18 protein-coding genes (1 of these 18 cut by a window edge) are annotated in these 23,936 nt (G+C 72.7%); 6 read left to right on the top strand and 12 right to left on the bottom strand.

All coding sequences use genetic code 11. The features are described 5' to 3' along the window. Positions 1-1,154, bottom strand: partial view of a tyrosine--tRNA ligase gene (gene tyrS / locus ACQEVC_RS23340; RefSeq protein WP_432881077.1) — the 5' portion only. It extends 148 nt beyond the left edge of the window; the window shows 1,154 of its 1,302 coding nt (coding positions 1-1,154); it begins with the start codon at positions 1,152-1,154; its stop codon lies beyond the left edge, outside the window. A 174-nt stretch (positions 1,155-1,328) separates the two neighbouring features. Between tyrS and ACQEVC_RS23335 the strand changes: the two genes are divergently transcribed. Then, complete coding sequence (locus ACQEVC_RS23335; protein ID WP_432881074.1) at positions 1,329-3,515, top strand: alpha-galactosidase; 2,187 nt, start codon at positions 1,329-1,331, stop codon at positions 3,513-3,515. Positions 3,516-3,648: 133 nt separating this feature from the next. Here ACQEVC_RS23335 and ACQEVC_RS23330 read toward each other — a convergent pair whose 3' ends face one another. Both ACQEVC_RS23330 and ACQEVC_RS23325 read right to left on the bottom strand, forming a co-directional pair. Beyond that, complete coding sequence (locus tag ACQEVC_RS23330; protein ID WP_346263195.1) at positions 3,649-4,326, bottom strand: response regulator transcription factor; 678 nt, start codon at positions 4,324-4,326, stop codon at positions 3,649-3,651. Next, on the bottom strand, positions 4,323-5,594 hold the full coding sequence (locus ACQEVC_RS23325; protein WP_432881070.1) for a sensor histidine kinase: 1,272 nt from the start codon (positions 5,592-5,594) through the stop codon (positions 4,323-4,325). Before ACQEVC_RS23325 ends, ACQEVC_RS23330 begins: the two co-directional genes overlap by 4 nt. Positions 5,595-5,761: 167 nt before the next feature. On the opposite strand from ACQEVC_RS23325, the gene ACQEVC_RS23320 reads away from it, so the two are divergent. The 3 genes from ACQEVC_RS23320 to ACQEVC_RS23310 all read left to right on the top strand — a co-directional run bounded on the left by ACQEVC_RS23320 (position 5,762) and on the right by ACQEVC_RS23310 (position 10,345). Next, positions 5,762-6,523 carry an ABC transporter ATP-binding protein gene (locus tag ACQEVC_RS23320; protein ID WP_432881067.1) on the top strand — a complete coding sequence of 254 codons (762 nt, stop codon included), beginning with the start codon at positions 5,762-5,764 and terminating at the stop codon, positions 6,521-6,523. Beyond that, the gene (locus tag ACQEVC_RS23315; RefSeq protein WP_432881064.1) at positions 6,517-9,000 is read left to right on the top strand and encodes an FtsX-like permease family protein; all 2,484 of its coding nucleotides are present in this window, start codon (positions 6,517-6,519) and stop codon (positions 8,998-9,000) included. Before ACQEVC_RS23320 ends, ACQEVC_RS23315 begins: the two co-directional genes overlap by 7 nt. Positions 9,001-9,391: 391 nt before the next feature. Continuing rightward, positions 9,392-10,345 carry a sulfite exporter TauE/SafE family protein gene (locus ACQEVC_RS23310; RefSeq protein WP_432881060.1) on the top strand — a complete coding sequence of 318 codons (954 nt, stop codon included), beginning with the start codon at positions 9,392-9,394 and terminating at the stop codon, positions 10,343-10,345. Between the two features lie 96 nt (positions 10,346-10,441). On the opposite strand, the gene ACQEVC_RS23305 is transcribed toward ACQEVC_RS23310, so the two are convergent. From ACQEVC_RS23305 to ACQEVC_RS23275, 7 genes are all read right to left on the bottom strand, one after another. Next, positions 10,442-11,155, bottom strand: coding sequence for an FKBP-type peptidyl-prolyl cis-trans isomerase (locus ACQEVC_RS23305; RefSeq protein WP_432881058.1), 714 nt, complete (start codon positions 11,153-11,155; stop codon positions 10,442-10,444). 511 nt (positions 11,156-11,666) lie between these two features. Next, a complete protein-coding gene (locus tag ACQEVC_RS23300; RefSeq protein WP_432881055.1) occupies positions 11,667-12,440 on the bottom strand; it encodes a hypothetical protein in 774 nt (257 codons plus the stop codon). A gap of 2 nt (positions 12,441-12,442) precedes the next feature. Next, on the bottom strand, positions 12,443-12,823 hold the full coding sequence (locus tag ACQEVC_RS23295) for a PadR family transcriptional regulator (protein ID WP_432881053.1): 381 nt from the start codon (positions 12,821-12,823) through the stop codon (positions 12,443-12,445). 274 nt (positions 12,824-13,097) lie between these two features. Beyond that, positions 13,098-14,480 (bottom strand): GH1 family beta-glucosidase, encoded by a 1,383-nt coding sequence (locus tag ACQEVC_RS23290; RefSeq protein ID WP_432881051.1) that lies wholly within the window; start codon positions 14,478-14,480, stop codon positions 13,098-13,100. 188 nt (positions 14,481-14,668) lie between these two features. Further along, the gene (locus tag ACQEVC_RS23285; protein ID WP_432881049.1) at positions 14,669-15,508 is read right to left on the bottom strand and encodes a carbohydrate ABC transporter permease; all 840 of its coding nucleotides are present in this window, start codon (positions 15,506-15,508) and stop codon (positions 14,669-14,671) included. Continuing rightward, positions 15,501-16,490, bottom strand: a complete 990-nt coding sequence (locus tag ACQEVC_RS23280) for a carbohydrate ABC transporter permease (protein WP_432881047.1) — start codon at positions 16,488-16,490, stop codon at positions 15,501-15,503. The genes ACQEVC_RS23285 and ACQEVC_RS23280 overlap by 8 nt, the downstream gene beginning before the upstream one ends. A gap of 70 nt (positions 16,491-16,560) precedes the next feature. Next, positions 16,561-17,823 (bottom strand): ABC transporter substrate-binding protein, encoded by a 1,263-nt coding sequence (locus tag ACQEVC_RS23275; RefSeq protein WP_432881045.1) that lies wholly within the window; start codon positions 17,821-17,823, stop codon positions 16,561-16,563. A 286-nt stretch (positions 17,824-18,109) separates the two neighbouring features. Here ACQEVC_RS23275 and ACQEVC_RS23270 point away from each other — a divergent pair, with 286 nt between their 5' ends. Both ACQEVC_RS23270 and ACQEVC_RS23265 read left to right on the top strand, forming a co-directional pair. Continuing rightward, entirely contained in the window at positions 18,110-19,312 is a 1,203-nt protein-coding gene (locus tag ACQEVC_RS23270; RefSeq protein WP_432881043.1) for an ROK family transcriptional regulator, read from the top strand. 359 nt (positions 19,313-19,671) lie between these two features. Further along, on the top strand, positions 19,672-21,909 hold the full coding sequence (locus tag ACQEVC_RS23265) for a discoidin domain-containing protein (protein ID WP_432881041.1): 2,238 nt from the start codon (positions 19,672-19,674) through the stop codon (positions 21,907-21,909). 234 nt (positions 21,910-22,143) lie between these two features. Here the strand turns inward: ACQEVC_RS23265 and ACQEVC_RS23260 are convergent, their stop codons facing one another. Together ACQEVC_RS23260 and ACQEVC_RS23255 are read right to left on the bottom strand one after the other, a co-directional pair. Then, positions 22,144-23,082 (bottom strand): sulfotransferase domain-containing protein, encoded by a 939-nt coding sequence (locus tag ACQEVC_RS23260; RefSeq protein WP_432881039.1) that lies wholly within the window; start codon positions 23,080-23,082, stop codon positions 22,144-22,146. Positions 23,083-23,194: 112 nt separating this feature from the next. Then, on the bottom strand, positions 23,195-23,833 hold the full coding sequence (locus ACQEVC_RS23255; RefSeq protein WP_432881037.1) for a DNA-3-methyladenine glycosylase: 639 nt from the start codon (positions 23,831-23,833) through the stop codon (positions 23,195-23,197). Positions 23,834-23,936 lie beyond the last annotated feature (103 nt).

Here is a 23,936-nt window from a genome sequence, read left to right as displayed (position 1 = left end):
ATCGCCCGGCGTGCCTCGTTGAGGCTGCTCACCAGGCCGGTCTCGCGGAGCAGCCCGGCCACCGGCGGCAGGCTCTCCACCTGCACCAGGCCGGCCTCGGCCAGCGCCGACCGCAGCGTCTCGGCAGACAGCTCGTCCAGCGCGCCGCGGCCGAACAGCGCCTGGCTGGCGGCGACCGCCTGCCGGGCCTCCTCGGTCCCGTGCACCAGCGCGGTCAGCTCCTCGGCGAGCGCCCGCTGGGCGATCCGGGCCGCCGGCCGCTCTGCCGTCGTCTTCTCCAGCTCCTCGATCTCCTCGTGCGAGCGGAAGCTGAAGTAGCGCAGGTACTGCGCCACGTCCCGGTCGTCGCTGTTGACCCAGAACTGGTAGAAGGCGTACGGGCTGGTCATGGTCGGATCGAGCCAGATGGCGCCGCCCTCGGTCTTACCGAACTTCGTACCGTCCGCCTTGGTGACCAGCGGGGTGACGAAGGCGTGCACCGGCCCGACGCCACGGCGCCGTACGTAGTCGACGCCGGCGGTGATGTTGCCCCACTGGTCCGAACCGCCGAACTGCAGGGTGCAGCCGTACCGCCGGTGCAGCTCGAAGAAGTCGTTGGCCTGGAGGAGCTGGTAGCTGAACTCGGTGTAGCTGATCCCGCTCTCCAGCCGCGCCTTCACCACCTCACGGGCCAGCATCCGGTTGACCGGGAAGTGCTTGCCGACGTCGCGGAGGAACTCCGCCACCGACATCTCGCCGGTCCAGTCCAGATTGTTGACCGGGCGGGCGGCGTTGTCACCGTGGTACGACACGAAGGGCGCGAGCTGCCGGCGGATCCGATCCACCCAGCTCGCCACCACCTCCGGGCTGTTCAGCGTCCGCTCGCCCCGCTCGTTGGGGTCGCCGATCAGCCCGGTCGCCCCGCCGACCAGCAGCAGCGGGCGGTGCCCGGCGAGTTGCAGCCGGCGGGCGGTCAGCACCTGCAACAGGTTGCCGATGTGCAGGCTCGGCGCGGTGGGGTCGAACCCGACATAGAACGTCACCGGACCGGAGCGGAAGTGCTCCGCCAGCTCGGCGGGATCGGTCGAGTCGAAGAGGAGACCCCGCCACCGCAGGTCCTCGAGCGGAGACTCCCAGCCGGCGGACGCGGCGGGAGGAAGGCTGCTATCGGTCACGGTGCCGATTGTCCACCATGCCGGCGGTCCGCCCGTACCCGGTTTGACGGCCCGCCGACGTACCCCGACCGACCGGGCGGCAGGACGGTGGGGGCGTTGACGGGACAGGACGGCCGAAGGCACGCTACCCGGGCCAGGGCGTCACAAACACCGCGACCCGTGGAGGCGTACCCCGTGACCGTGCCGAGTCAGACCCGCCAGCCGGCGCCGAGCCCCGCCAGCGGCGGCGGCCTGGTCCACCTGCGCCGGGCCGGAGTCAGCGTGCTGGTGGACGGCACCGATCCCGGCGTGCCGGCGGTACTGCACTGGGGCGGCGACCTCGGACCCCTCACCGAGCCGGAACTCGCCGACCTCGGCACCGCGCTCCGCCGGCCGACCCGGCCCGGCACACCCGAGGGCCGGCCGGTGGGCATCCTGCCCGAGCACACGTACGCCTGGTTCGGCCCGCCCGGGCTCTCCGGGCACCGCGCCGGCCGCGACTGGTCACCGCGGTTCCGCCGCACCGAGCTGCGGGTGCGCGACGACCGGGACGAGTCGGCCGCGACGATCGTGGTGACCGCCACGGACGAGGCCGCCCGGCTCGATCTGGTCGTCGAACTCGAACTGGACCCGGCCGGGCTGCTCCGGCTCCGCGCCGAGCTGGCCAACCCGCCGGACGCCGACCCCTACCGGCTGGAAGGGCTGCTGCTCGGGCTGCCGGTGCCGCCGCAGGCGGACGAGCTGCTCGACCTGACCGGCCGGTGGTGCCGGGAACGCAGCCCCCAGCGGAGCCCGTTCACCGTCGGCTCGCGATCCCGGGAGAGCCGCCGGGGCAAGCCCGGCCTGGACGCCTCGCTGCTGATGGTGGCCGGTACGGCCGGCTTCGGCTTCCGGTCCGGTGAGGTCTGGGGGGTGCACCTCGGCTGGAGCGGCAACCACCGGCTACACGCCGAGCGGACCCCGGACGGGGAGGCGCTGCTCTCCGCCGGCGAGCTGCTGCTGCCCGGCGAGATCGAGCTGGCGCCGGGCGAGCGCTACCGCACGCCCTGGCTCTACGCCTCCTACGGGCACGGGTTGGACGAGATGTCGGCCCGGTACCACGCCCATCTGCGCCGGCCGGCGCGGTTCGGGCGGCGGGCGCGGCCGGTCGTGGTGAACACCTGGGAGGCGGTCTACTTCGACCACGACCTCGACCGGCTCACCGCACTGGCCGACGCCGCCGCCGAGGTCGGGGCGGAGCGGTTCGTCCTGGACGACGGCTGGTTCCTGGGCCGGCGCGACGACCGGGCCGGGCTCGGCGACTGGTACGTCGACCCGGCCGTCTGGCCGGACGGGCTGCATCCGCTGGTCGCACACGTACGCGGGCTGGGGCTGGAGTTCGGGCTCTGGGTCGAGCCGGAGATGGTCAACCCCGACTCGGAACTGGCCCGGGCGCATCCGGAGTGGATCCTCGGTACCGGAGGGCGGCTGCCCCGGCAGGCCCGCTGGCAGCAGGTGCTCGACCTGACCCACCCGGAGGCGTACGAGTACGTGTTGGGGCGGCTCGACGCGCTGGTTCGGGAGTACGGGATCGGGTATCTGAAGTGGGACCACAACCGGGACCTGATCGACGCCGGCCACCAGCCGTCGGGGCGGCCCGGGGTGCACGGGCAGACCCTGGCGACCTACCGGCTCCTCGACACGCTCCGGGACCGCCACCCGGGGCTGGAGATCGAGTCCTGCTCGTCCGGCGGTGGCCGGGTCGACCTGGGCATCCTGGAACGGACCGACCGGGTCTGGGGCAGTGACTGCATCGACGCCCTGGAACGGCAGTCGATCCAGCGCTGGACCCAGCTCCTGCTGCCGCCGGAACTGATCGGCTCGCACGTCGGTTCGGGCCGGGCGCACACCACGGGGCGTACCCACGACCTCGGCTTCCGGGCCGGCACCGCCTTCTTCGGCAGCTTCGGGATCGAGTGGGACCTGACCGCGGCCACCCCGGAGCAGCGCCGGGAACTGGCCTGGTGGGTAACGCTCTACAAGCGGCACCGCGCGCTCCTGCACGGCGGGACGGTGGTCCGGGTCGACCATCCGGATCCGGCGCTCTGGGTGCACGGGGTGGTCGCCGCGGACCGGTCCGAGGCGATCATGGCGATCGTCGCCACCGCGACCGGGACGACCACCAACCCCGGACCGGTACGGCTGCCCGGTCTGGACCCGGATCGCCGGTACCTGGTCCGGGCGGTCGCGCCGGAAAACGCCGCGCACGGCCTGCCGGCGCCGCCGGCCTGGACCACCGGTTCCGGGGTACGACTTTCCGGGCGCGCCCTCGGGCACGCCGGCCTACAGGCCCCGCCGCTGCGCCCGGAGCAGCTCCTACTGGTCCACCTGGACGGTGACTGACCCGGCACCGACGGCTCCTCGGACCGATCGGACCGACGGCTCCCTCGACCGCCGCTCGGATGACAGCCGGTTCCGGGTGACAGCGGCTCCGGTGGCGGAGTGGGGAGGGGTGGGGAACGGCGAGTCGGCGGGGTCAGCGACCCGGCACCGTGACCAGGCCGGTCTGGTAGGCGACGATGACGAGCTGGGCGCGGTCCCGGGCGTGCAGCTTGGCGAGCAGCCGGCCGACGTGCGTCTTCACGGTGGCCGGGCTGAGCCGCAGGTGACCGGCGATCTCGGGATTGGACAGGCCGCGTCCGATCAGGGTCAGCACCTCCCGCTCCCGGTCGGTCACCCCGGTCAGTTCCCGGGCCACCGGTCGGTCCGGTTCGGGCAGCCGGGCGAACTCGGCGATCAGTCGACGGGTCACGCTCGGCGCGAGCAGCCCCTCCCCGGCGGCGACCACCCGGATCGCGGTCAGCAGGTCCTCCGGCGGGGCGTCCTTGAGCAGGAAGCCGCTGGCGCCGGCCCGGATCGCCGCGTAGACGTACTCGTCGAGGTCGAAGGTGGTGAGGATGAGCACCCGGACCTGACCTGCGGCGGGTGACTCGGCGATCCGCCGGGTCGCGGCGATCCCGTCCAGCTCCGGCATCCGGACGTCCATCAGCACCACGTCCGGGCGCTCCCGTTCGGCCAGTTCGACGGCTGCGGCACCGGTGCCGGCCTCGCCGACCACGGTCAGGCCCGGGGTCGTCTCGATCAACACCCGGAAGCTGCCCCGGAGCAGGGCCTGGTCGTCGGCGATGAGCACCCGGACGGGCTGGTCGGTCACCGGGCCGCTCCGGCCGGGCCGCGCGCCGGGCCCGGCTCGACAGCCGGAGGCGCGGCCACCAGCGGGGTCGGGCGTTCGGCGGGTCGGTACGGCAGCCGGGCCGAGACGCGGAACCCGCCGTCGGCGGCCGGGCCGGCCTCGAAGCTGCCGGCGTACAGGTGGACCCGCTCGCGCATGCCGATCAGGCCCTGCCCCTTCGGATCGGCCGGCCGGACCGGTCGACCGGGCTCGTTGGTCACCTCGACCCGCAACTCGGTACCGGCACCGGCCACCGCGACCCGGCACCGGACCGGTCCGGCGTGCTTGACCACGTTGGTCAGCGCCTCCTGGACGATCCGGTACACCGAGCGGCCGACGTCCTCCGGCGGCTCCGCCCCGGCGGGCAGCTCCAGCGCCAGCTCCACCACCACCCCGGCCGCCGCCGCCCGCTCCAGCAGGCCCGGCAGGTCGGTCAGGCCCGGCGCGGGACCGAACTCGACCGGCGTACCCGGTGCGCCGGTGCGCAGCACGCCGAGGGTACGGCGCAGTTCCGCCAGCGCGCTCCGGCTGGTCGCCTCGATGTCCCGCAGCGCGTCCCGGACCTCCTGCGGCCGGGACTCCGCCACGTGGTTGGCGATCGCCGCCTTCACCGTGATCACGCTCATGCTGTGCGCCACGATGTCGTGCAGCTCGCGACTGATCCGCAGCCGCTCGTCGACCGTGGCCTGCCGGGCCAGCTCCGCCGCCGACCGGGAAGCGTACGCACGCCGCTCGCGTACCGCCCGGCCGAGGATCCAGGTTGCGGTCAGGAGTATCAGCAGGAAACCGAGCCCGCTGATCGCCTCGTCCCAGTCCGCGGTCTTCGGGAATATCGCCAGCGCGGCACCGGCCAGCACCAGCAGCAGGGCCGGAACCGACCGGCGCAGTTCCTCGTCGAGCGCCACCTGGTAGAGCGCGAACGCGACCGCGATGAACACCGAGACCGAGGCGTAGACCGGCACCACCTCCACCAGTACGGCGGAGAGCGCGCCGATCGCGACCACCGCCAGCACCGGTACGGGCCAGCGTCGGCGTACCGCGATCGGCGCCGAGACGACGACCATGAAGAGCAGGGAGAGCCAGACCGGTTCCCGGACCAGCGGATCGGGGTACCCGGTCGCGGCGGGCGGGTCGGCAGCGGCGTACCCGCAGATCACCGCGAGGCCGAGTGCCGCCAGCACGTCGAGGGCGATCAGGTCGACCCTGCGCAACCGGCGGGTCAGCAGCGGACGCGGGTGCACGGCGGTCATCCGTCGACGGTAGCGGCCGGGGTGCCCTGCCGCGTCCACCCGGAGCGGGTCATCCTGCGGTCTGATCCGACCGGCGTCGGGGCGGTCGGGGTAGCCCGCAGAGCCGGGCCGGAAGTGACCGCTGCGCTCCGATGTGCCGGAGCCGCCGATGCCAGATCTTCGACGGCATGACGCAACGAGAGGAAACACCGGACCTGACCGCCGCCGTGCGGCTCCGCGACGTCGTCCGGGCGTACGGCGCCGGGGCCCGGCGGGTGGCCGCGCTGGACGGGGTGACGGTCGACTTCGACCGGGGCACCTTCACCGCCGTGATGGGGCCGTCCGGATCCGGCAAGTCGACCCTGCTGCACTGCGCCGCCGGGCTCGACCGGCCGACCGGCGGCACGGTGGTGATCGACGGCACCGACCTCTCCACCCTCGGCGAGACCGCGCTGACCCTGCTGCGTCGGGCCCGGGTCGGGTTCGTCTTCCAGTCGTACAACCTGGTGCTGGCGCTGACCGCGGCGCAGAACGTGGCGTTGCCGCTGCGGCTGGCCGGCCGGCGGCCCGACCCGGCCGAGCTGGACGCGACGCTGGCCGAGGTCGGTCTGGCCGGACGGGGCCGGCACCGCCCGGACGAACTCTCCGGCGGGGAACAGCAGCGGGTGGCGATCGCCCGGGCCCTGATCAGCCGGCCGGCGGTGCTCTTCGCCGACGAGCCGACCGGCGCGCTGGACACCCGGACCTCCCGGGACATCCTGCGGCTGCTGCGCAACCTCGTCGACCAGCACCGGCAGACGGTGGTGATGGTGACGCACGACCCGGTGGCCGCGGCCTACGCCGACCGGGTCGTGCTGCTGGCCGACGGCCGGGTGGTGGACGAACTCGGCGGCGACCTGGCGGCGGAGACGATCGCGGCCCGGATGACCAGGTTGGAGCCGGCATGCTGAGCGTCGCGGCGCTGCGCGCCCGGTGGACCGGACTGCTCGGCCCGTTCGTCGCGCTCTGCCTCGGCGTGGCGCTGATGTCGATGACCGCGCTGATCCTGGTCTCCGCGCAACCCCGGGTGCCGGACCGGTACGCCGGCGCGGAGGTGCTGGTCGCCGCGCCCGCGGTCGAGGCGGCGCCGGGCACCTTTCCGGAGCGCCGCCCGTGGTCGCCGGAGCGGGCCGCCGAACTGGCCGGGCAGCTCGCCGCGATCGGCGGGGTGGCGGCGGCGGTACCGGAGCGGTCGTTCTACGCGCAGGCGGTCGTCGACGGCCGACCGGTCGGCGAACCCGCGCTCGGTGACCCGCAGGGCCACGGCTGGTCGAGTGCGGCACTGGCGCCGTACCGGCTGGTGGCGGGTGGTCCGCCGGGCCGGCCGGACGAGGTGGCGCTGGACCGGGCGCTCGGGATCGCCCCGGGTGGCCGGGTCACCCTGCTGACCGCGACCGGGCCGGCCGGGTACACCGTCGCCGGCACCGTGGACGGGCCCGGCTTCTACCTCGCCGATCCGGTCGCGGCACCGCTGGCCCGGGGCGTCCGGCTGATCGGCCTGGTGGTCGCGGACGACGCCGACGTCGCGGCGGTACGGGCGGCGGCGGAGGCGGTCGTCGGCCGGGACGGTACGGTGCTGACCGGCGCCGACCGGGCGGAGGTCGAGCCGCCCCGGGACGTCCGGACCCGGTGGATCGGCATGCAGGTGCTGACCGCGATGACGGCGCTGGCCGGATTCGTCTCGATCTTCGTGGTCGCCTCCACCTTCGCGTTCGGGGTCGCCCAGCGGCGCCGGGAGTTCGGGCTGCTGCGTACCGTCGGCGCCACCCCGGGACAGCTCCGCCGGCTGATGTACACCGAGGCGCTGGCGGTCGGTGCCGTCGGGGCGGCCGTGGGGGCGGTGCTCGGTACCGTCTGTGCGCCGGCCTTCGGTGCCCTGCTGGTCGACGCCGGTTTCCAGCCCGTCGGGTTCCGGGTGCGGATCGAGCCCTGGCCACCGGCCGCGGCGTACCTGGTGGGTCTGGTCGTCGCCCTGCTCGGGGTCTGGTCGGCGTCCCGCCGGGCCGGCCGGGTACGCCCGCTGGAGGCGCTGCGGGAGGCGGTGGTGGACCGGCGACCGATGACCCGGTCCCGGTGGATCGGCGGGATCCTCACCACCGCCTTCGGGCTGCTGTTGACCGTACGGCTGGCCGGGGCGGGCCCGGACGACATCGTGAACTACGCGTTGTACGCGGCGATGGCGCTGACCGGCGGGCTGACCCTGCTCGCCCCGGTACTGGTGCCGCCGTTGACGTACGTGCTCACCTGGCCGCTGGAGCGGCTGCCCGGTGCGACCGGGATGCTGGTCCGGCGCAACGCGTTGACCGCGGTGCGGCGTACCGCGTCGACGTCGGCGCCGATGCTGCTGACGGTCGGGTTCGCGGTGCTGATCGCCGGCTCGGTGGCCACCTCGGCCGGCGCGTACGCGAGCCGGGACGCGGCCGCGATCCGGGCCGGTTCGGTGCTCGTCCCGGCCGGTACGCCGGGACTGTCGGACGCGGCGGTGGCGACCGTCCCCGGCACCGCACTGCTGCCCAGCACCGTGTACGCCGATCCACCCGGCGGCGCGGCGACCGGCGCCGGTATTCCGATCATCGCCGCCGGGGTGGAGCCGGCCGGGTTCGCCCGGATGAACGGGCGGCTCCGCGTGCTCTCCGGTGACTTCGCGGCCTTCCGGGGGCCGGAGACTGCGGTGGTCACCGCCGGGCTCGCCGACCGGCTGGGCTGGTCGGCGGGGGCGCCCGCGCTGCTCGGCTATCCGGACGGCACCGGCGGGCAGGTCCGGGTGGCGGCGGTGGTCGCCGACGGCTCCATCCCGGCACAGTTGCTGCTGACCCGGGAGGTGGTCCGGGCGCACGATCCGTCGGCGCTCACCGAGGCGGTCTTCACCCCGGCGACGACCGGCCAGGACGGCGGCGGAGCGGATCGCTGGGCGGCGCTCGGGGCCCGGCTGGTCGGTGTCGCGGAGTACGCGGCGGAACGGGACGCCGCCGAGGACCGGCTGGTCTGGCTCGCCACGCTGATCCTGATCGGGGTCTCGGCCGGCTACACCGCGATCGCACTGGCGAACACCCTGCTGATGGCGACCGCGCACCGGGCCCGGGAGCTGCTGGTGCTGCTCCGCTCCGGCGCGACCGTCCGCCAGGTGCTGGCTACGGTCGCCACCGAGTCCGGGCTGGTGCTGGCGATCGGCACCGCGCTCGGTCTGCTGGTGTCGATGGTCGCGCTGCTGGCGATCCGCTCGGCGCTCAGCGAGCAGGTCGGGGTACCGGTCGAGCTGGTCGTACCCGGTTCGACGATCGGGCTGTTGGTGGCCGGATGCGTGGTGCTGGCGCTGGCCGCCAGCGTGTTGCCGGCCCGGCTGATCCTGCGGGGCGGGCCGGGCGGCGGCGGGTACCGGGTGGAGTGAACCTTTGCAACCTGGACGGCGCGGCGCGTGCACCCCGACTTCCACCTGCGGACACCACGGAGAGTGGAAGGGGAGGGTTGAAAGGTTTGGTGAACCCGGTCCGACCGGTTCGGCCGACCGAGGGGGGCACCGCCCGGGCCGCCGCGGTCGCCGACCGGGTGGTTCTTCGGGTCCGAGTCGGGCCGCCGGGGTTGACTGCCGGGATCACCGGGTCGACAATCCCTATGGGTTAGATGGGGAATCGGCGCAGCGGTGCGCGGTTTCACCACCGCCCCGTACCCGCCCCTGGTACGCCCGTCGTCCGAACTGTCGGCGCTGGCCCCGGCCGGAACGCCGCGACCGCCAGCCCGGACGGGCCTGCCTCGACCACTTCCCCGGGAAGGAACGTCCCGTGCGAAAACTTCTGCTTCTCGCCCTGGTGGGGCTCGGCGCGCAGCTCGTCGACGGCAGTCTCGGCATGGCCTACGGCGTGACCTCCACCACCTTGTTACTGGCGATCGGCACCAACCCGGCGGCCGCGTCCGCCACCGTGCACCTGGCGGAGATCGGCACCACCCTCGCCTCCGGTGCCGCGCACTGGCGGTTCGGCAACGTCGACTGGAAGGTGGTCGCCAAGATCGGGATACCGGGGGCGGTCGGCGCGTTCGCCGGCGCCACCTTCCTGGCCAGCCTCTCCACCGAGGTCGCCGCGCCGATCATGGCGCTGCTGCTGCTCACCCTGGGGCTCTACATCCTGGTCCGGTTCACCGCCGCCGGCATCCCCCGGGACCGCCTCGGCCAGCCGTTGCGCAAGCGGTTCCTGGCCCCGCTCGGACTGCTCGCCGGGTTCGTCGACTCCACCGGAGGCGGCGGCTGGGGGCCGGTCGGCACCCCGGCGATCCTGGCCAGTGGCCGGATGGCGCCCCGCAAGGTGATCGGCTCGATCGACACCAGCGAGTTCCTGGTCGCGGTGGCCGCGAGCCTCGGCTTCCTGGTCGGCCTGGGCAGCGAGAACGTCAACTTCGGCTGGGTCGTCGCGCTGCTGCTCGGCGGCGTCATCGCCGCGCCGATCGCCGCCTGGCTGGTCCGGCACATCCCGCCACGGATCCTCGGTTCGGCGGTGGGCGGCGTGATCATCGTGACCAATGCCCGCACCCTGCTGCGCAGCGACTGGATCGACGCGCCGGACGGCGTACGGTACTCCGTCTACGCGGTGATCTACCTGGTCTGGGCGCTCGCGCTGGCGTACTCGATCCGGCAGTACCGGGCGCACCGGGACGAGGAGACCGTCGAGGCGATCGACACCGCGGCGCCGACCGCCGAGGCCGAACCCAGCGAGAAGAGTTCCGCGCCTACTCCGGCCTGAGGCGGAGGCGGTAGCCCGACCGGGCGTACCCGACAAGCGCACGGCGGCCGCGACGATGTCGCGGCCGCCGTCGTCGTCTCTGCGTCCGGGCCCGGGCTACTGCACCGCCAGGATGTCCACGACGAACCGGAGCGGGCCGGCCGGCTCGCCACCGGTCGGGTTGTCGCCGTAGGCGAGGTTCGCCGGAATGTCGAGCTGCACCCGGCTGCCGGCCTTGACCCCCACCAGGCCCTGGTCCCAGCCGGGAATCACCGCGCCGACGCCGATCTGCAGCGGGAACGGCTGACCCCGGTTCCACGAGGCGTCGAACTCCTGACCGGTCCGGTAGGAGGCGCCGACATAGTTGACCGTGATCGTCTGGCCGGCCCGCACCGCCGGCCCGGTGCCCTCGACCAGCGGCGTCACCGTGAGCTTGGTCAGCTCACCGCGACCGGCCTCGACGGTCGGCCGCTGCGCCAGCCGGGGATCCAGGTCGGCCGGCGGCCGGGACGGCGCCCCGGGGCTCTCCGGCGCTCCCGTCGGCGCCGGAGGGGCAGTCGGCTCGGCGGCCGGCGGAGTCGTCGCGGCGGCCACCGGGGCGGCCGAGGAGCTGGGCGCGTCGTCCATCACCTGCGGCAGCACGACGATGGCGGCGACGCCCAGCCCGGCCAGGACGATTCCGACGGTCCCGCCGGCCACCCGCTGCACACGGGCCCGGCTCGCGGCGGCCTGGGCCGCGGCCGCTTCCGCGGCGGCCCGGCGCTCCTGCTTGGTCGGACGCCGCTGGCTCGTCGGCCCCGGCTGCTCGGGACTCTGGACCGGATCGCTCATCTGATCTTGCACTCCTCGGGGGAAAGTGGAGTCGGGCGGGACGCCGTCGGCCCGTCGAACGGCTCCGCACACCGTACCCGCGCCGATGCCGCCGACGTCGGCTCGGTCTGGCCGGACTGGTCGGTGCCGGCGGAAGTTGGGGACGGAACGTCCGGAATGCCCGCGCTGTCCGCCGCAGGCTTGGCAACCGGCGAGTCCGCACCGACGGTCGGGGAATCGGCCAGGTTCCGGACCAGCCGCAGCGTCTCCGCCACCCCACCGGTCACGTCCGGGATCGGGTAGTGGACCGCCCGGACGGTACGACCGGCATCGACGACCAGGGTCAGCCGCTTCAGCCGTACGGTGCCGCCGGCCCGGAAGGTCGGCCGTCCCGGCCCGGGTGGCTGACCGGGTCACGACCAGCCGGGCCGAACGCCGACACGTGGTGGTCAGCCCGGGCCGACGCCGCCGTTCGGGTGATCAGCCCGGGACGAGGGGCCCACTGATCAGCCCGGGACGACGGGCCCGGTGATCAGCCCGGGACGACTCGGGGTGGGCCCGGCTCCGACGCCGGACCGGCCGGCTTCGGGCCGCCACGGTCCGGGCCGGCCGGTGGGTCGGCACCGGGTGGGTCGGCGGGCGGCCGTGTGGAGCCGAGGATCGGACTCAGTGCCCAGCGCCGGGCCAGCACCATCGCCCCGGCCAGGGCGCCGCCCACGATGGCCGCCTCGGCCAGCAGGACCGGCGCGGACAGGCTGTAGCGGGTCAGCGAGGCGAACCCCATCGTCACCGGAATGGCCAGCAGGCCGGCCGGCGGCACCAGCAGCGCCATCCGGGCCACCGTGCGATCGATCTCCGCGCTGTCCCGCATGCCCCAGCGCACCGCGAACAGTACGCCGGCGACGAAGACCAGCGCGCTGAGCACGTACCGCAACAGGAAGTTCGGCAGCGGGTCCATCCCGACCAGCAGGTGTAGCGGCACCAGCCACCACTGCCAGACCAGTACGAAGGTGAGCACCAGCCCGGGTACGCCGCCGGCCAGCCCGGTCAGCAGCAGCCGGCGGAACTCGTACGGTGCCCGGCGTACCCCGGCCGACACCGCGAGGTCCCGGGCGAACCGGCGTACGTCGGCGCCGAGCAACTGCTCCGGGGTCATCCCGTCGGCCGCCGCACCGGCGAGTTCCAGCCGCAGGTCACGGGCCAGGGCGATCCGGTCGGCGGCGACGATGCCCATGGCCCGCCACTCCCGGTCGGCCAGGGCGAGGGCGCGCCCGCTCGGGCTGTCGGCGTCGTCCGTGCTGTTCATGGTCACCTCTCCGTGCTCTCCGCCGAGGGCGCCACGTCGGTGAGCGTGGCGTTGATGGTCTCCACGAATCCGTGCCACCGTCCGGCCCAGGCCGCCAGCGTCCGCCGGCCGGCCTCGGTGAGCGCGTACACCCGGCGGGGCGGTCCGCTCGGGCTCTCCTGCACCTCGTCGGCGACGAGTCCGAGCCGGCGCATCCGGGTGAGCAGGGGATAGACGGTGCCGTATCCGACGGTGTCGAGCCCGGCGTCGTTGAGCCGCCGGACCAGCTCGTAGCCGTGCGCCGGACTGGCGCGCAGCAGCGCGAGCATGCACATGTCGAGCACCCCGCGCAGCAGTTGGGCCTGCCGGTCGGCGCCGTCGTCGCCGCGCCCAGTGACTGTCATGCACCACATGATAGTGGGCGGTATTAGGTACCGTCTAGTAGTCCGGCACACCACGAGACGCCGAGGCGCTGGGCGCGGGAAAGCGGCAGGGTGCGCGGGGACGCGACGCCGGGGTCGAGCACGTTATGGCCTTCAGCAACCAGCGGCGCCAGGGATCGCACCGGGGCCGTGCACGGCAGATCGGTCCGGCCACCGGCGCAGGGCGGTGGCCGGACCGATCGCAAAACGGCACAGCGGGCCGACGGAGCGGCCCGACTCGACAGGGGGCGGCCGGTCAGCCCACCGGAGAGGAGGTCTCCGGCTGCGACCGTCCGCCGAGCTGCTGGTGGTCCCGGATGATCTCGGCGTAGCGGAGCCCGCTCGCCTTCATCGTCCGCCGCTGGGTGGCGTAGTCGACGTGCACCAGGCCGAACCGCTTGTCGTAGCCGTACGCCCACTCGAAGTTGTCCAGCAGCGACCAGTAGAAGTAACCCTCCACCGGTACCCCCCGGGCGGCGGCCGCCGCGCAGGCCAGCACGTGCTCCTCCAGGTACGCCGTCCGCTCCTTGTCCTCGATCCCGCCCTCGGCGGTGAAAGCGTCCGGCCAGGCCGAGCCGCTCTCGGTGACCAGGATCCGGGCCGGGGCGTACCGCTCGGTCACCGAAACCAACAGCTCCTCCAGCCCGGCCGGGTACGTCTCCCAGCCCATCGCGGTCTGCACCGAGCCGGGCACCGGGATCTGCCGGGCGTGCGGCACGGGGCCGTCGGGGTCGTCGACGATGACCTGCCGGAAGTAGTAGTTCAGCCCGAGGAACTCGGTCGGGGTGGCGATGCGCTCCAGGTCGCCGGGGCGGACCGGCGGTTCGACGCCGTAGACCTCCAGCATGTCGGTCGGGTAGCCACGCCCGTAGAGCGGGTCCAGCCACCAGCGGTTGACGTGCCCGTCGGCCCGGGCCGCCGCCGCCACGTCCTCCGGCCGGTCGCTGCCCGGCTCGCACGGGCTCGGGTTGAGCACGATGCCGACCGAGGCCGGCCGGCTCGCCGCAGCCCGGATAGCCGCCATGCCGAGGCCGTGCGCCAGCAGCGTGTGGTGCGAGGCGGCGACCGCCCGGGTCAGGTCCCGCTCGCCGGGAGCCATCCGGCCCTCCAGGTGGCCGATCCAGGAGACGCAGAGCGGCTCGTTCACGGTCACCCAGTCGGTGACCCGGTCGCCGAGCGCCCCGGCGACCACCGAGGCGTAGTCGGCGAACGCCTCGGCGGTGGCCCGCTCCGGCCAGCCGCCCCGGTCCTGCAACGCCTGCGGCAGGTCCCAGTGGTAGAGCGTGACCAGCGGCCGGATCTCGGCCGCCAGCAACGCGTCGACCAGCCGGTCGTAGAAGGCCAGCCCGGCCGGGTTGACCCGGCCGGTCCCGTCCGGCATGACCCGGGGCCAGGCCACCGAGAACCGGTACGCGTCGACGCCGAGCCGGCGCATCAGGGCCACATCCTCCGGCCACCGGTGGTAGTGGTCGCACGCCTCGTCGCCGGTGTCGCCGTTGTCGACGTTCCCGGGTACCCGGCTCCAGGTGTCCCAGATGGACGGGCTGCGGCCGTCCACCCCGGCAGCCCCCTCGATCTGGTACGCCGCGGTGGCGACGCCCCAGGTGAAGTTCGGTGGCAACTTGGACAGATCCGGCATCGGTCGACTCTCCTTAGGATGGTTCAGAGCCTGCTGACCGCGCTGGTCATGGTCCGGGTCGGACGGTGGCTCGACGGGCAGGACAAGATGGGCGGCTACTGAACCTTTTCACCCTCCCCCAGCGGTCCGTCGCGGCCGCGAGGGAAACGTCGAGGCGCGGGGGCCGCGCGGTTCAGGTTGGAAAGGGTTCACTTGACCGCTCCGGCGGTCAGTCCGGCGACGAAGTAGCGCTGCAGGGCGAGGAAGCCGACCACCACCGGGATGCTCACCACCACCGAGGCGGCCATCGCCTGGTTCCAGTAGACGTTGTACTGGGTCGCGTACCCCTGGAGGCCGACCGCGAGGGTACGGCTGTGTTCGTCGGTCATCACCGAGGCGAAGAGCACCTCCCCCCAGGCGGTCATGAAGGCGTACACGGTGACCGCGACGATGCCCGGCACCGCCGTCGGCAGGATCACCTGGAACAGCGTGCGCAGCGGTCCGGCCCCGTCGACCTGGGCCGCCTCGTCGAGCCCGCGCGGGATCGAGTCGAAGTAGCCGACCAGCATCCAGATGGAGAACGGCAGCGAGAAGGTGAGATAGGTGATGGTCAGCCCGAGCCGGCTGGCGTACAGCTCGACCCCGGTCAGGTTGCCCAGGTTGACGTAGATGAGGAAGAGCGGCAGCAGGAAGAGGATGCCGGGGAACATCTGCGTCGAGAGCACGGTGACCGAGAAGAGCTGCCGGCCGCGGAACCGGTAGCGGCTGATCGCGAAGGCGGCGAAGATGGCGATCGCCACCGAGACCACCGCGGCCGAGCTGGCCACCAGCAGGCTGTTCACCAGGTACCTGCCGAGCGGCACCGTCTGCCACATGTCCACGAACGGCTGGAACGTGACCCGGCTGGGCAGCCAGGTGAAGGCGCCCTGCACGTCGCGCAGCGGCTTGAGCCCGGAGCTGAGCATCACGTACAGCGGGGCGACGACGAAGAGGGTCAGCAGGCTGAGCACGATGCGGCGGGCCCAGCGTTCGCCGGTTGACTCACGCATGCTCTCTCCTGCGGTTGGTGACGAGCAGGTAGACGGCGGTGACGACGAGCAGGAAGAGCAGCAGCGCCACCGACATCGCCGAGCCGAGGCCGAAGTTCCAGGTGACGAAGGAACTCTGGTAGATGTGGATCGAGATCAGGTCGGCCTGCCTCGGCGCGGAGCCGCCGAAGAGCACGTACGGGGTGTTGAAGTCGTTGAAGGTCCAGAGGAAGAGGACCAGCAGCAGTACCTGGTTGACCGGCCGGAGCATCGGCAGGGTGACGTCGCGCAGCCGCCGCCAGAAGTTCGCCCCGTCGATCGCCGACGCCTCGTACAGCTCCGGCGGCACGTTCTGCAGCCCGGCCATCAGGCAGAGGAAGGCGAACGGCCAGGACTTCCAGACCGAGACGATCAGCAGGGCGACGAAGCTGTTCTCCCCGATCAGCCAGAACGGCGGGTTGGCTCCGTCGATCAGCCCGAGCTGGTCGAGGGCGTGGTTCACCAGGCCGGTGTCCCGCTGGAACATGAAGGTCCAGGTGATCACGGCGGTGTAGACCGGCAGCGCGTACGGGGTGAGGAAGAGGGTGCGCAGCAGTGCCCGCCCCTTGAACGGCCGTTGCAGGAAGACCGCGGCGGCCAGGCCGAGCATCCAGGAGAACCCGACCGACAGCGTCGTGTAGAGCGCGGTCACCCAGAACGAGTGCAGCAGGTCCTTGCCGGTGGCCGAGCCGAAGTCGAAGGTGACCCGGTAGTTCTCCAAGCCGGCGAAGGGCGCGGTGGACCAGTCCCGGATGTGGAACTGGGTGAGTTCGAGCAGGCTCATCCAGACCCCGACGAGCATCGGGACCACGTGGATGCCGAGTTCGAGCAGGGCGGCCGGGACGAGCAGCAGGTACGGCAGGTACGACCGCCGTACGGCACGGCGCCCGCGCCGGCTCGGCGGGCCGTCCTCGGCTGGTCGCCCGGCGGGCCGTACGGGGCCGGGCGCGGTGGTGGTGGCCATCGGATCCTCTCAGGGTGGACCGTGGAGGGGGCGGCGGTCCCCCTCCACGGTCAACCGTCGGCGTCGCGGCTCAGCTGCCCATCTTCTGTTGCGCTACGCCGAGCTTCTCCTTCACGAGCGCCTCGGTGACGGGCTTGCCGCCCGCGGCGTCGGCGAAGAGCTCCTTCATGGCGGTACCGACCAGGGTCTCGAACTGGCTCTCCTCGGGCACCTGCGGCAGCGGTGCGGCGGTGGAGCCGAGCACCTCGCCCAGGACCTTCTGCTCCGGCGCCTGGAACGCCGGGTCGGTGTTCGCCGTCTTGACCGACGGCAGCGAGCCGTAGGTCTTGTTGAGGATCACCTGCTCCGCGTCGCTGGTCATGAACTTCACGAACTCCAGCGCGCCGTCGAGGTTCTCGGTGTGCTTGAAGACCGCGATGTTGATGCCGGCCACCATGCTGTTGACCTTCTTACCACCGGGCGGCGGAGTGGCCGGGAACGGCACCGGGGCGATCCCCCACTCGTCCGGGCTCATCCCCTGGGCCTTGAAGTTCGACCCGGCGGCCTGCCAGAGCAGCATCGCCGCCTTGCGGTTGGCGAAGTCGGCCACGGACTGGTTCTGGGCGTACTCGGCGTTGCTGGGGTTGACGATCTTGTCAACCGCCATCAGGTCGACGTACCGCTTGACGGCCGCGACGTTCTGCGGGGTGTCGAAGGTCGGCTTGCCGGCGGAGTCGAACCACTCGCCGCCCCACTGCTGCCCGAAGGTGAAGGCGTGGTGGGAGTTCTCCGACGGGTTCGCGCCCTCCACGGCCAGGCCCCACTGGCCGGACTTGGTCAGCTTCTTGCCGGTCTCGACCAGTTCCTCCCAGGTGGTGGGCGGGGCGGTGATGCCGGCGTCGGTGAACATCTTCTTGTTGTAGTAGAGCGCGTACGCCAGGCTGTACAGCGGCACGGCGGCCGGCGGCTTGCCGGGGGCACCGGCGGCGGCCAGCGCGGCCGGTACGAACCGGTCCTTGCCGCCCACCTTGGCCAGGGTCGCGTCGTCGAACGCAACCAGCGCGTTGGTCGCCTGCAACGAGGCCGACCAGGTGTTGCCGATGTTCACCACGTCCGGGCCCTTGCCCGAGGTGGCGGCGGCGAGCAGTCGGTTGAGCAGGTCCGACCAGGGCACGACCTCGACGTTGACCTTGATGCCGGTCTGCTGCTCGAACTTGTCCAGCTCGGGCTGGAGGGTCTGCTTGTCGAACTCGATGCTGGCGCCCTGGTTGCTGGCCCAGTAGGTGAGCGTCTTGGCGGCGCCCTCCGACGAGCCCCCGGAGTCGCCGCAGGCGGCGAGGGAGGCGGTCGTCAACAGGGCCGCGACAACCATAGCGAGGTGTCGTCTGGACACGACTTGCCCTTCTGCGTCGGCCGGCGACCTCGCCGGCCCGTCGGCGGTGGCGCCGGAGCGGGGCCGTGGGCGGCCGGGGTGGTGGAGCGGTACGGGCACGATCACCGTCGGCGGGGGATGGAGCGAGCCACCGAAGGGGGTTCCATCAAGGCTTAATTTACGCGGTTATTAAAGTGTCTGGTGGCTCGCCCGTCAAGGACGAGCCGTACAGTGACTCCCGGCGAACCCGGGTTTATCGAGGTGGTGGGTGGACCTGGAACGGACGACGAACCGGATCGTGCGACAGCGCAACCGGTCCGCCCTGCTGTCGAAGTTGTTCCTCGAGGGCCCGCTGACCCGGCAGGACCTCGCCCGCTTCACCGGGTTGAGTCAGCCCGCCGTCAGCAACGTGGTCGGCGACCTGATCGGGGCCGGTCTGGTGGTCGAGGCCGGCGCCGTGGAGTCCGACGGCGGCCGCCCCAGCATGATGCTCCGGGTGGCCCCCCGGTACGCCCTGGTCGCCGGGGTCGACGTCGGGGAGACCCGGATCCGGGTCGAACTGTTCGACCTGGCCATGACGATGCTGGCCAGCGCCGACTACCCGCTCGACGCGGCCGGACCGGAGCCGGCCACCGTGGTCCGGCACATCCTGGCCGGGCTGGAGGCCGTCACCGCGCAGGCCGGGGCGTCCCGTTCGGAGATCCTCGGCGTCGGCATCGGCGTCTCCGGCGTGGTGGTGCAGGGCGGCGAGGCGATCGTGCACGCCCAGACCCTCGGCTGGCACGGCGTACCGCTGGAGCGGCTGATCCGGGCCGAGGTGGACCTGCCCGTGCACATCGACAACGGGGCGAAGACTCTGGGCCAGGCCGAGATGTGGTTCGGGGCCGGCCGGGGCAGCCGGCACTCCGTCTTCGCGCTGGTCGGGTCCGGGGTGGGGGCGGCCGTGGTGACCAACGGGGTGATGTACCGGGGCGTCTCCAGCAGCGCCGGCGAGTGGGGGCACACCACCCTGGTGTACGACGGCCGCGCCTGCCGGTGCGGTGCCCGGGGCTGCCTGGAGGCGTACGTCGGCGCCGAGGGGATCATCGACCGCTACCGGGAGGCCCGACGTGGGCACCCCGTACCCGGCGCCGACGAGGAGTCCCAGCTCAATGCGCTGATCGAGGCGGCGGACCGATCCGCGACCGCCCGCCGGGTGCTGGCCGAGACGGCCGGCTACCTCGGGGCCGGGGTGGCCAACCTGATCAACCTGTTCAACCCGGAACGGGTGGTGCTGGGCGGCTGGGCCGGGGTGGCGCTCGGCGCCCACCTGCTGCCGGCGATCCGCGAGGCGGCGGCCGGGCAGGCGCTGCACCAGCCGTACGAGCAGGCCACGATCGAGCTGGGGCAGCTCGGGGTCGACGCGGTGGCGCTCGGTGCGGCCACCCTGCCGGTCGCCCGGCTGCTGGCCGCCGGGGGCATCCGCAACTGACGCCACCCGCCCGGACAGGGCCGCCCGTCCCCGTCGATCCGGCGGCTTCCGCATGTTCCGGCATTCGGGATAAATTACGTCGTAATAAATTGATGTCTTGACGGCGACGGAACGCGGGCGCAACACTCGTGATCCTGCGAGAGCGCTCTCTACCGTCCACAGCCGACCGGTCGACGCCGCCCGCCGTCGGTCGTTTTCGCAGGTCGGCGCCGACCTTTCGGGCTACCCCACCGCACCCCCGCGCAGCAGGCCCACCGCAGCACACCCGCGGTCGGCACCACACACCGCCACTGGCCCGTCCGCTCGGCGACCCGCAGGAGCGTTCGGCGCCAGACACCTCCGCACGGACAGGCAGGGTCATGATTTTTCATCGTTTTCCTCCCCGTGGGCACCCCGGTGGCCGCGCCCGATCGCGCCGGCTCGCCGGCGTACTCGCGGCGACGCTGCTACTCGCCCTGACCCCGTTCGCCGGGCCGACCCCGGCGGCGAGCGCCGCACCGGCACTGATCTCGCAGGGCAGGCCGGCCACGGCCTCGTCCACCGAGGGCGGCGCCCTCACCGCGTCGGCCGCGGTGGACGGCAACACCGGTACCCGCTGGTCCAGCGCGTTCAGCGATCCACAGTGGATTCAGGTCGACCTGGGCGCGAGCGCCACCATCAGCCAGGTCCTGCTGCGCTGGGAGGCGGCCTACGGCCGGGCGTTCCAGATCCAGGTCTCCGACAACGCCAGTAGCTGGAACAACGTCTACACGACCACCACCGGCACCGGCGGTACCCAGACGCTGAACGTCTCCGGCACCGGCCGGTACGTCCGGATGTACGGCACCGCCCGGGCCACCGGATACGGGTACTCGCTCTGGGAATTCGAGGTCATCGGCGAGTTCGGCGGCGGTGGCCCCGGTCCCGGCGATCCGGTCGAGCCGACCGACCCACGCAACCCGAACTTCGGCCCGAACACCTTCGTCTTCGACCCGTCGACACCGACCTCCACCATCCAGGGCCGGCTGAACTCGCTCTTCACCGAGCAGGAGACCGCGCAGTTCGCCCCCCGGCGGTACGCGGTGCTGTTCAAGCCCGGCAGCTACACCGCCGACGTCAACCTCGGCTTCTTCACCCAGGTCGCCGGGCTCGGGATGTCGCCGGACGACGTCAACCTGAACGGGCACGTCCGGGTGGAGGCGTTCTGGATGGGCGGCAACGCCACCCAGAACTTCTGGCGGGCCGCCGAGAACCTCTCGGTGACCCTGCCGGCCGGCACCATCGTGGAACGCTGGGCGGTCTCCCAGGCGGCGCCGTACCGGCGGATGCATCTGCGCGGTGCCGGCAACCAGATCCAGTTGTGGAACGGCGGTGACGGCTGGTCCAGCGGCGGCCTGATGGCCGACACCAAGATCGACGGCATGGTCGTCTCCGGCTCGCAGCAGCAGTGGTACTCCCGCAACAGCGAGTTCGGTAGCTGGAACGGCTCGGTCTGGAACATGGTCTTCACCGGGGTGACCGGGGCACCGGCACCGCACTTCCCGAACCCGTCGCACACGGTGGTCGCGCAGACCCCGGTGGTCCGGGAGAAGCCGTTCCTCTACATCGACGGCACCGGCGAGTACCGGGTCTTCGTGCCGGCGCTGCGCAGCAACAGCCAGGGCACGAGCTGGTACAACAAGACCCCGGCCGGCTCGTCCATCTCGCTGAGCCAGTTCTTCGTCGTCCGGCCCGGCACCAGCGCGGCGACCATCAACGCCGCACTCGCCCAGGGCAAGAACCTGCTCTTCACCCCGGGCCTCTACCGGACCACCGAGACGATCCGGGTGACCCGGCCGGACACCGTGGTGCTCGGTCTCGGCCTGGCCACCATCGAGCCGCAGAACGGCATCACCGCGATGACCGTGGCCGACGTGGACGGCGTCAAGGTCGCCGGCCTGATGTTCGAGGCCGGTGCCACCAACTCGTCGGTGCTGATGGAGGTCGGCCCGGCCGGCTCCTCGGCCAGCCACGCCGGCAACCCGACCTCGCTGCACGACGTCTTCTTCCGGATCGGCGGCGCGGTACCCGGCAAGGCCACCACCAGCCTGCGGATCAACTCGCACAACGTGATCGGCGACCACATGTGGCTGTGGCGGGCGGACCACGGTGACCCTGGCACCTACGGCTGGAACATCAACACCGCCGACACCGGGTTGGTGGTGAACGGCAACAACGTCACCATGTACGGCCTCTTCGTCGAGCACTACCAGAAGACCGAGGTGGTCTGGAACGGCAACGGCGGGCGGACGTACTTCTTCCAGAACGAGAAGCCGTACGACCCGCCGAACCAGGCGGCCTTCATGAACGGGTCGACCCGGGGCTACCCGGCGTACAAGGTGGCCGACACGGTGACCAGTCACGAGGCGTGGGGCCTGGGCAGCTACTGCTACTTCAACGTCAACCCGGCGGTGGTCAACGAACGCTCCTTCGAGGTGCCGGTCACCTCGGGGGTTCGGTTCCACAACATGGTGACGGTCTCGCTCGGCGGGGTCGGCACGATCAACCGGATCATCAACAACTCCGGCGGCACCGCCAACACCGCCAACCAGGTGCAGTACCTGAACAACTTCCCGTAGGCCGGCGCTCTTCCCACACCGACGGCTGGCTCCGGCAGACGCCGCGCCGGAGCCAGCCGTCCGCCGGTACCGCCGGGCCCGCGTCGTGGCCGTCCGCCATGCGCGGGCCCGGCCGTGCCGAGACGGTCCGGTGCGGGCCCGGCCGTGCCGAGACGGTCCGGTGCGGGCCCGGCCGTGCGGAGACGGTCAGGTGCGGAGACGGTCACGTGCCGAGACGGTCACGTGCCGAGACGATCAGTCGAGCGGCCCGCCCTGGTGGATCCAGCGCATCAGGTCCGGGTCGACGCCGAGGCCCTGGACCTTGTCGCGGTAGCGCCGCTCGCCGTCGGCGTCCAGCAGCTCCCGCCACTGACCGGTCTCGCCGCGATGGAAGAACCGGGTCGGGTCGTACCAGATGGCCAGGTCCGGGGTCAGCTCCCGGGACCGGCCGCGCATCTGGTCGAACCGGGCCGCCTGGACCAGATCGGGCCAGCGCTGTGCGGGTACCTCGATGCCGAACCGGGCGGCGAGCCGCCGCATCGTGCCGTCGAGATCCGCCTTCATCTCGTCGTAGTGCAGCAGCGTGACGTTCGGCAGGTGCCGGGCCCGCCAGAAGGTGTCCAGGTGGTGCACCATCGCGGCTAGGCCAACGAGTACGTCGTAGTTGTCGATCCAGGCCCAGAACCGGTCCTGGGCCGAGTCGAGCCGCTCGGGCAGTCCGGCGGGACGCTCCGGCTCGCCGTCCGGGCCCGGGCCGGCCAACCCCTCCGTGCCGACCGCCGCCACCCGCCGCCCCATCAGCACCGCGAAGTCGGTGTTCTCGATGTGGTTGTCCCAGGAGATCGCCGCGTCCCGGGGATCCCGCCCGACACAGACGTACTCGACCTGGTCCAGATAGGGCAGTCCGTCCAGCGGGATGTGGGTCTTGAGGAACCGGCGGTGCGACTGCGCCGCCAGTACGGCCAGGTTCTCCTCGTGCCGGCGGGTCAGCAGGTCGGGCCAGAGCGACATCGCGTCCAGCGGCTGCGGGAAGTCCGTCGACTGGAAGACCAGCAGCGCGCAGATCATCTGCATCCACGTCGTACCGCATTTCGGCGGGGTGGAGATGACGATGTCCCCGTCCCGGAACGGGAAGTCGTGCCAGCGGGCGCTGTCCATCAGGACGTTCTGGTACAGAGCTGTCGGCTGCGGCACGGCCTTCTCCCCCACGCTCGGTGCCCGGGCCGGGCCGGTGCCCGGTTCCAGGCACGACGAACCCGACCAGTGATTGACAGTAACGAATGTAGGGCACCGTGTGACGGGACGGCTACGGTCGCCGCCCCGGGGACGACTTCCGGTCCGTCCGCCGTGGCACGTGCCGGCGGTAGTCGCTGACCGTCGGGTCGCCGCCGATCCAGAACCGCCACGGGACGTCGTGCGCGCCGGTGACGCCGACCCGCGGGCCGGCCTCGATCGACTCGGGCGGCACCGGCACGGCTGGCGGGCGGAGCCGTACCGGGCCGTCGCCGAGCAGGTAGCGGCCGTAGACGGACCGGTCCAGGCCGAGAGCCGCGCAGAGCCGGGCGGGTCCGCGGGCCAGGTCCACGTCCCGGCGTACGGCGGTGCGCCGGCCCCGGGCGATCTCCAGCCCGTCGACCACCTCACCGGCCCGGAGCAGTACCGCCGACGCCTCCCCGTCCGGCCCGGTGACCACGTTCACGCACCAGTGCATGCCGTAGGTGAAGTACGCGTAGGCGTGCCCGGCCGGCCCGAACATCACCGCGTTGCGCGGGGTGGGCCCCCGGTGCGCGTGCGACGCCGGGTCGCCGCCGCTGCCGGCGTACGCCTCCACCTCGGTGAGCCGGACCGTGACGCCGCCCGCCGAGAGGGTGGCGCCGAGCAGCCCGCGTGCCGCCGGCACCACCGGACCGGCCAGCAGGGCGGCGAAGTCGTCGGCCGTCGTCATCCGGCAAGGACACCACGACCGGCCGGCCCGATCCCGGGCGGGGTGGGCGGCAGGGTGGTCCGCCGGACTGCGACCGGCGCCCCGTCCCCGGTGCCCGGTGCCC

This window comes from Plantactinospora sp. CA-294935 (genome assembly GCF_050936445.1).
Lineage (GTDB): Bacteria > Actinomycetota > Actinomycetes > Mycobacteriales > Micromonosporaceae > Plantactinospora.
This window is presented reverse-complemented; position numbering and strand designations above follow the sequence as displayed.

What these genes read in the sequence shown, in the direction of transcription:
- ACQEVC_RS23325 (WP_432881070.1), bottom strand. Translation starts at nt 5,594, where the DNA reads ATGACCGCCGTGCACCCGCGTCCGCTGCTGACCCGCCGGTTGCGCAGG.
- ACQEVC_RS23320 (WP_432881067.1), top strand. Translation starts at nt 5,762, where the DNA reads ATGACGCAACGAGAGGAAACACCGGACCTGACCGCCGCCGTGCGGCTC.
- ACQEVC_RS23315 (WP_432881064.1), top strand. Translation starts at nt 6,517, where the DNA reads ATGCTGAGCGTCGCGGCGCTGCGCGCCCGGTGGACCGGACTGCTCGGC.
- ACQEVC_RS23305 (WP_432881058.1), bottom strand. Translation starts at nt 11,155, where the DNA reads ATGAGCGATCCGGTCCAGAGTCCCGAGCAGCCGGGGCCGACGAGCCAG.
- ACQEVC_RS23300 (WP_432881055.1), bottom strand. Translation starts at nt 12,440, where the DNA reads ATGAACAGCACGGACGACGCCGACAGCCCGAGCGGGCGCGCCCTCGCC.
- ACQEVC_RS23295 (WP_432881053.1), bottom strand. Translation starts at nt 12,823, where the DNA reads ATGACAGTCACTGGGCGCGGCGACGACGGCGCCGACCGGCAGGCCCAA.
- ACQEVC_RS23290 (WP_432881051.1), bottom strand. Translation starts at nt 14,480, where the DNA reads ATGCCGGATCTGTCCAAGTTGCCACCGAACTTCACCTGGGGCGTCGCC.
- ACQEVC_RS23285 (WP_432881049.1), bottom strand. Translation starts at nt 15,508, where the DNA reads ATGCGTGAGTCAACCGGCGAACGCTGGGCCCGCCGCATCGTGCTCAGC.
- ACQEVC_RS23280 (WP_432881047.1), bottom strand. Translation starts at nt 16,490, where the DNA reads ATGGCCACCACCACCGCGCCCGGCCCCGTACGGCCCGCCGGGCGACCA.
- ACQEVC_RS23265 (WP_432881041.1), top strand. Translation starts at nt 19,672, where the DNA reads ATGATTTTTCATCGTTTTCCTCCCCGTGGGCACCCCGGTGGCCGCGCC.
- ACQEVC_RS23255 (WP_432881037.1), bottom strand. Translation starts at nt 23,833, where the DNA reads ATGACGACGGCCGACGACTTCGCCGCCCTGCTGGCCGGTCCGGTGGTG.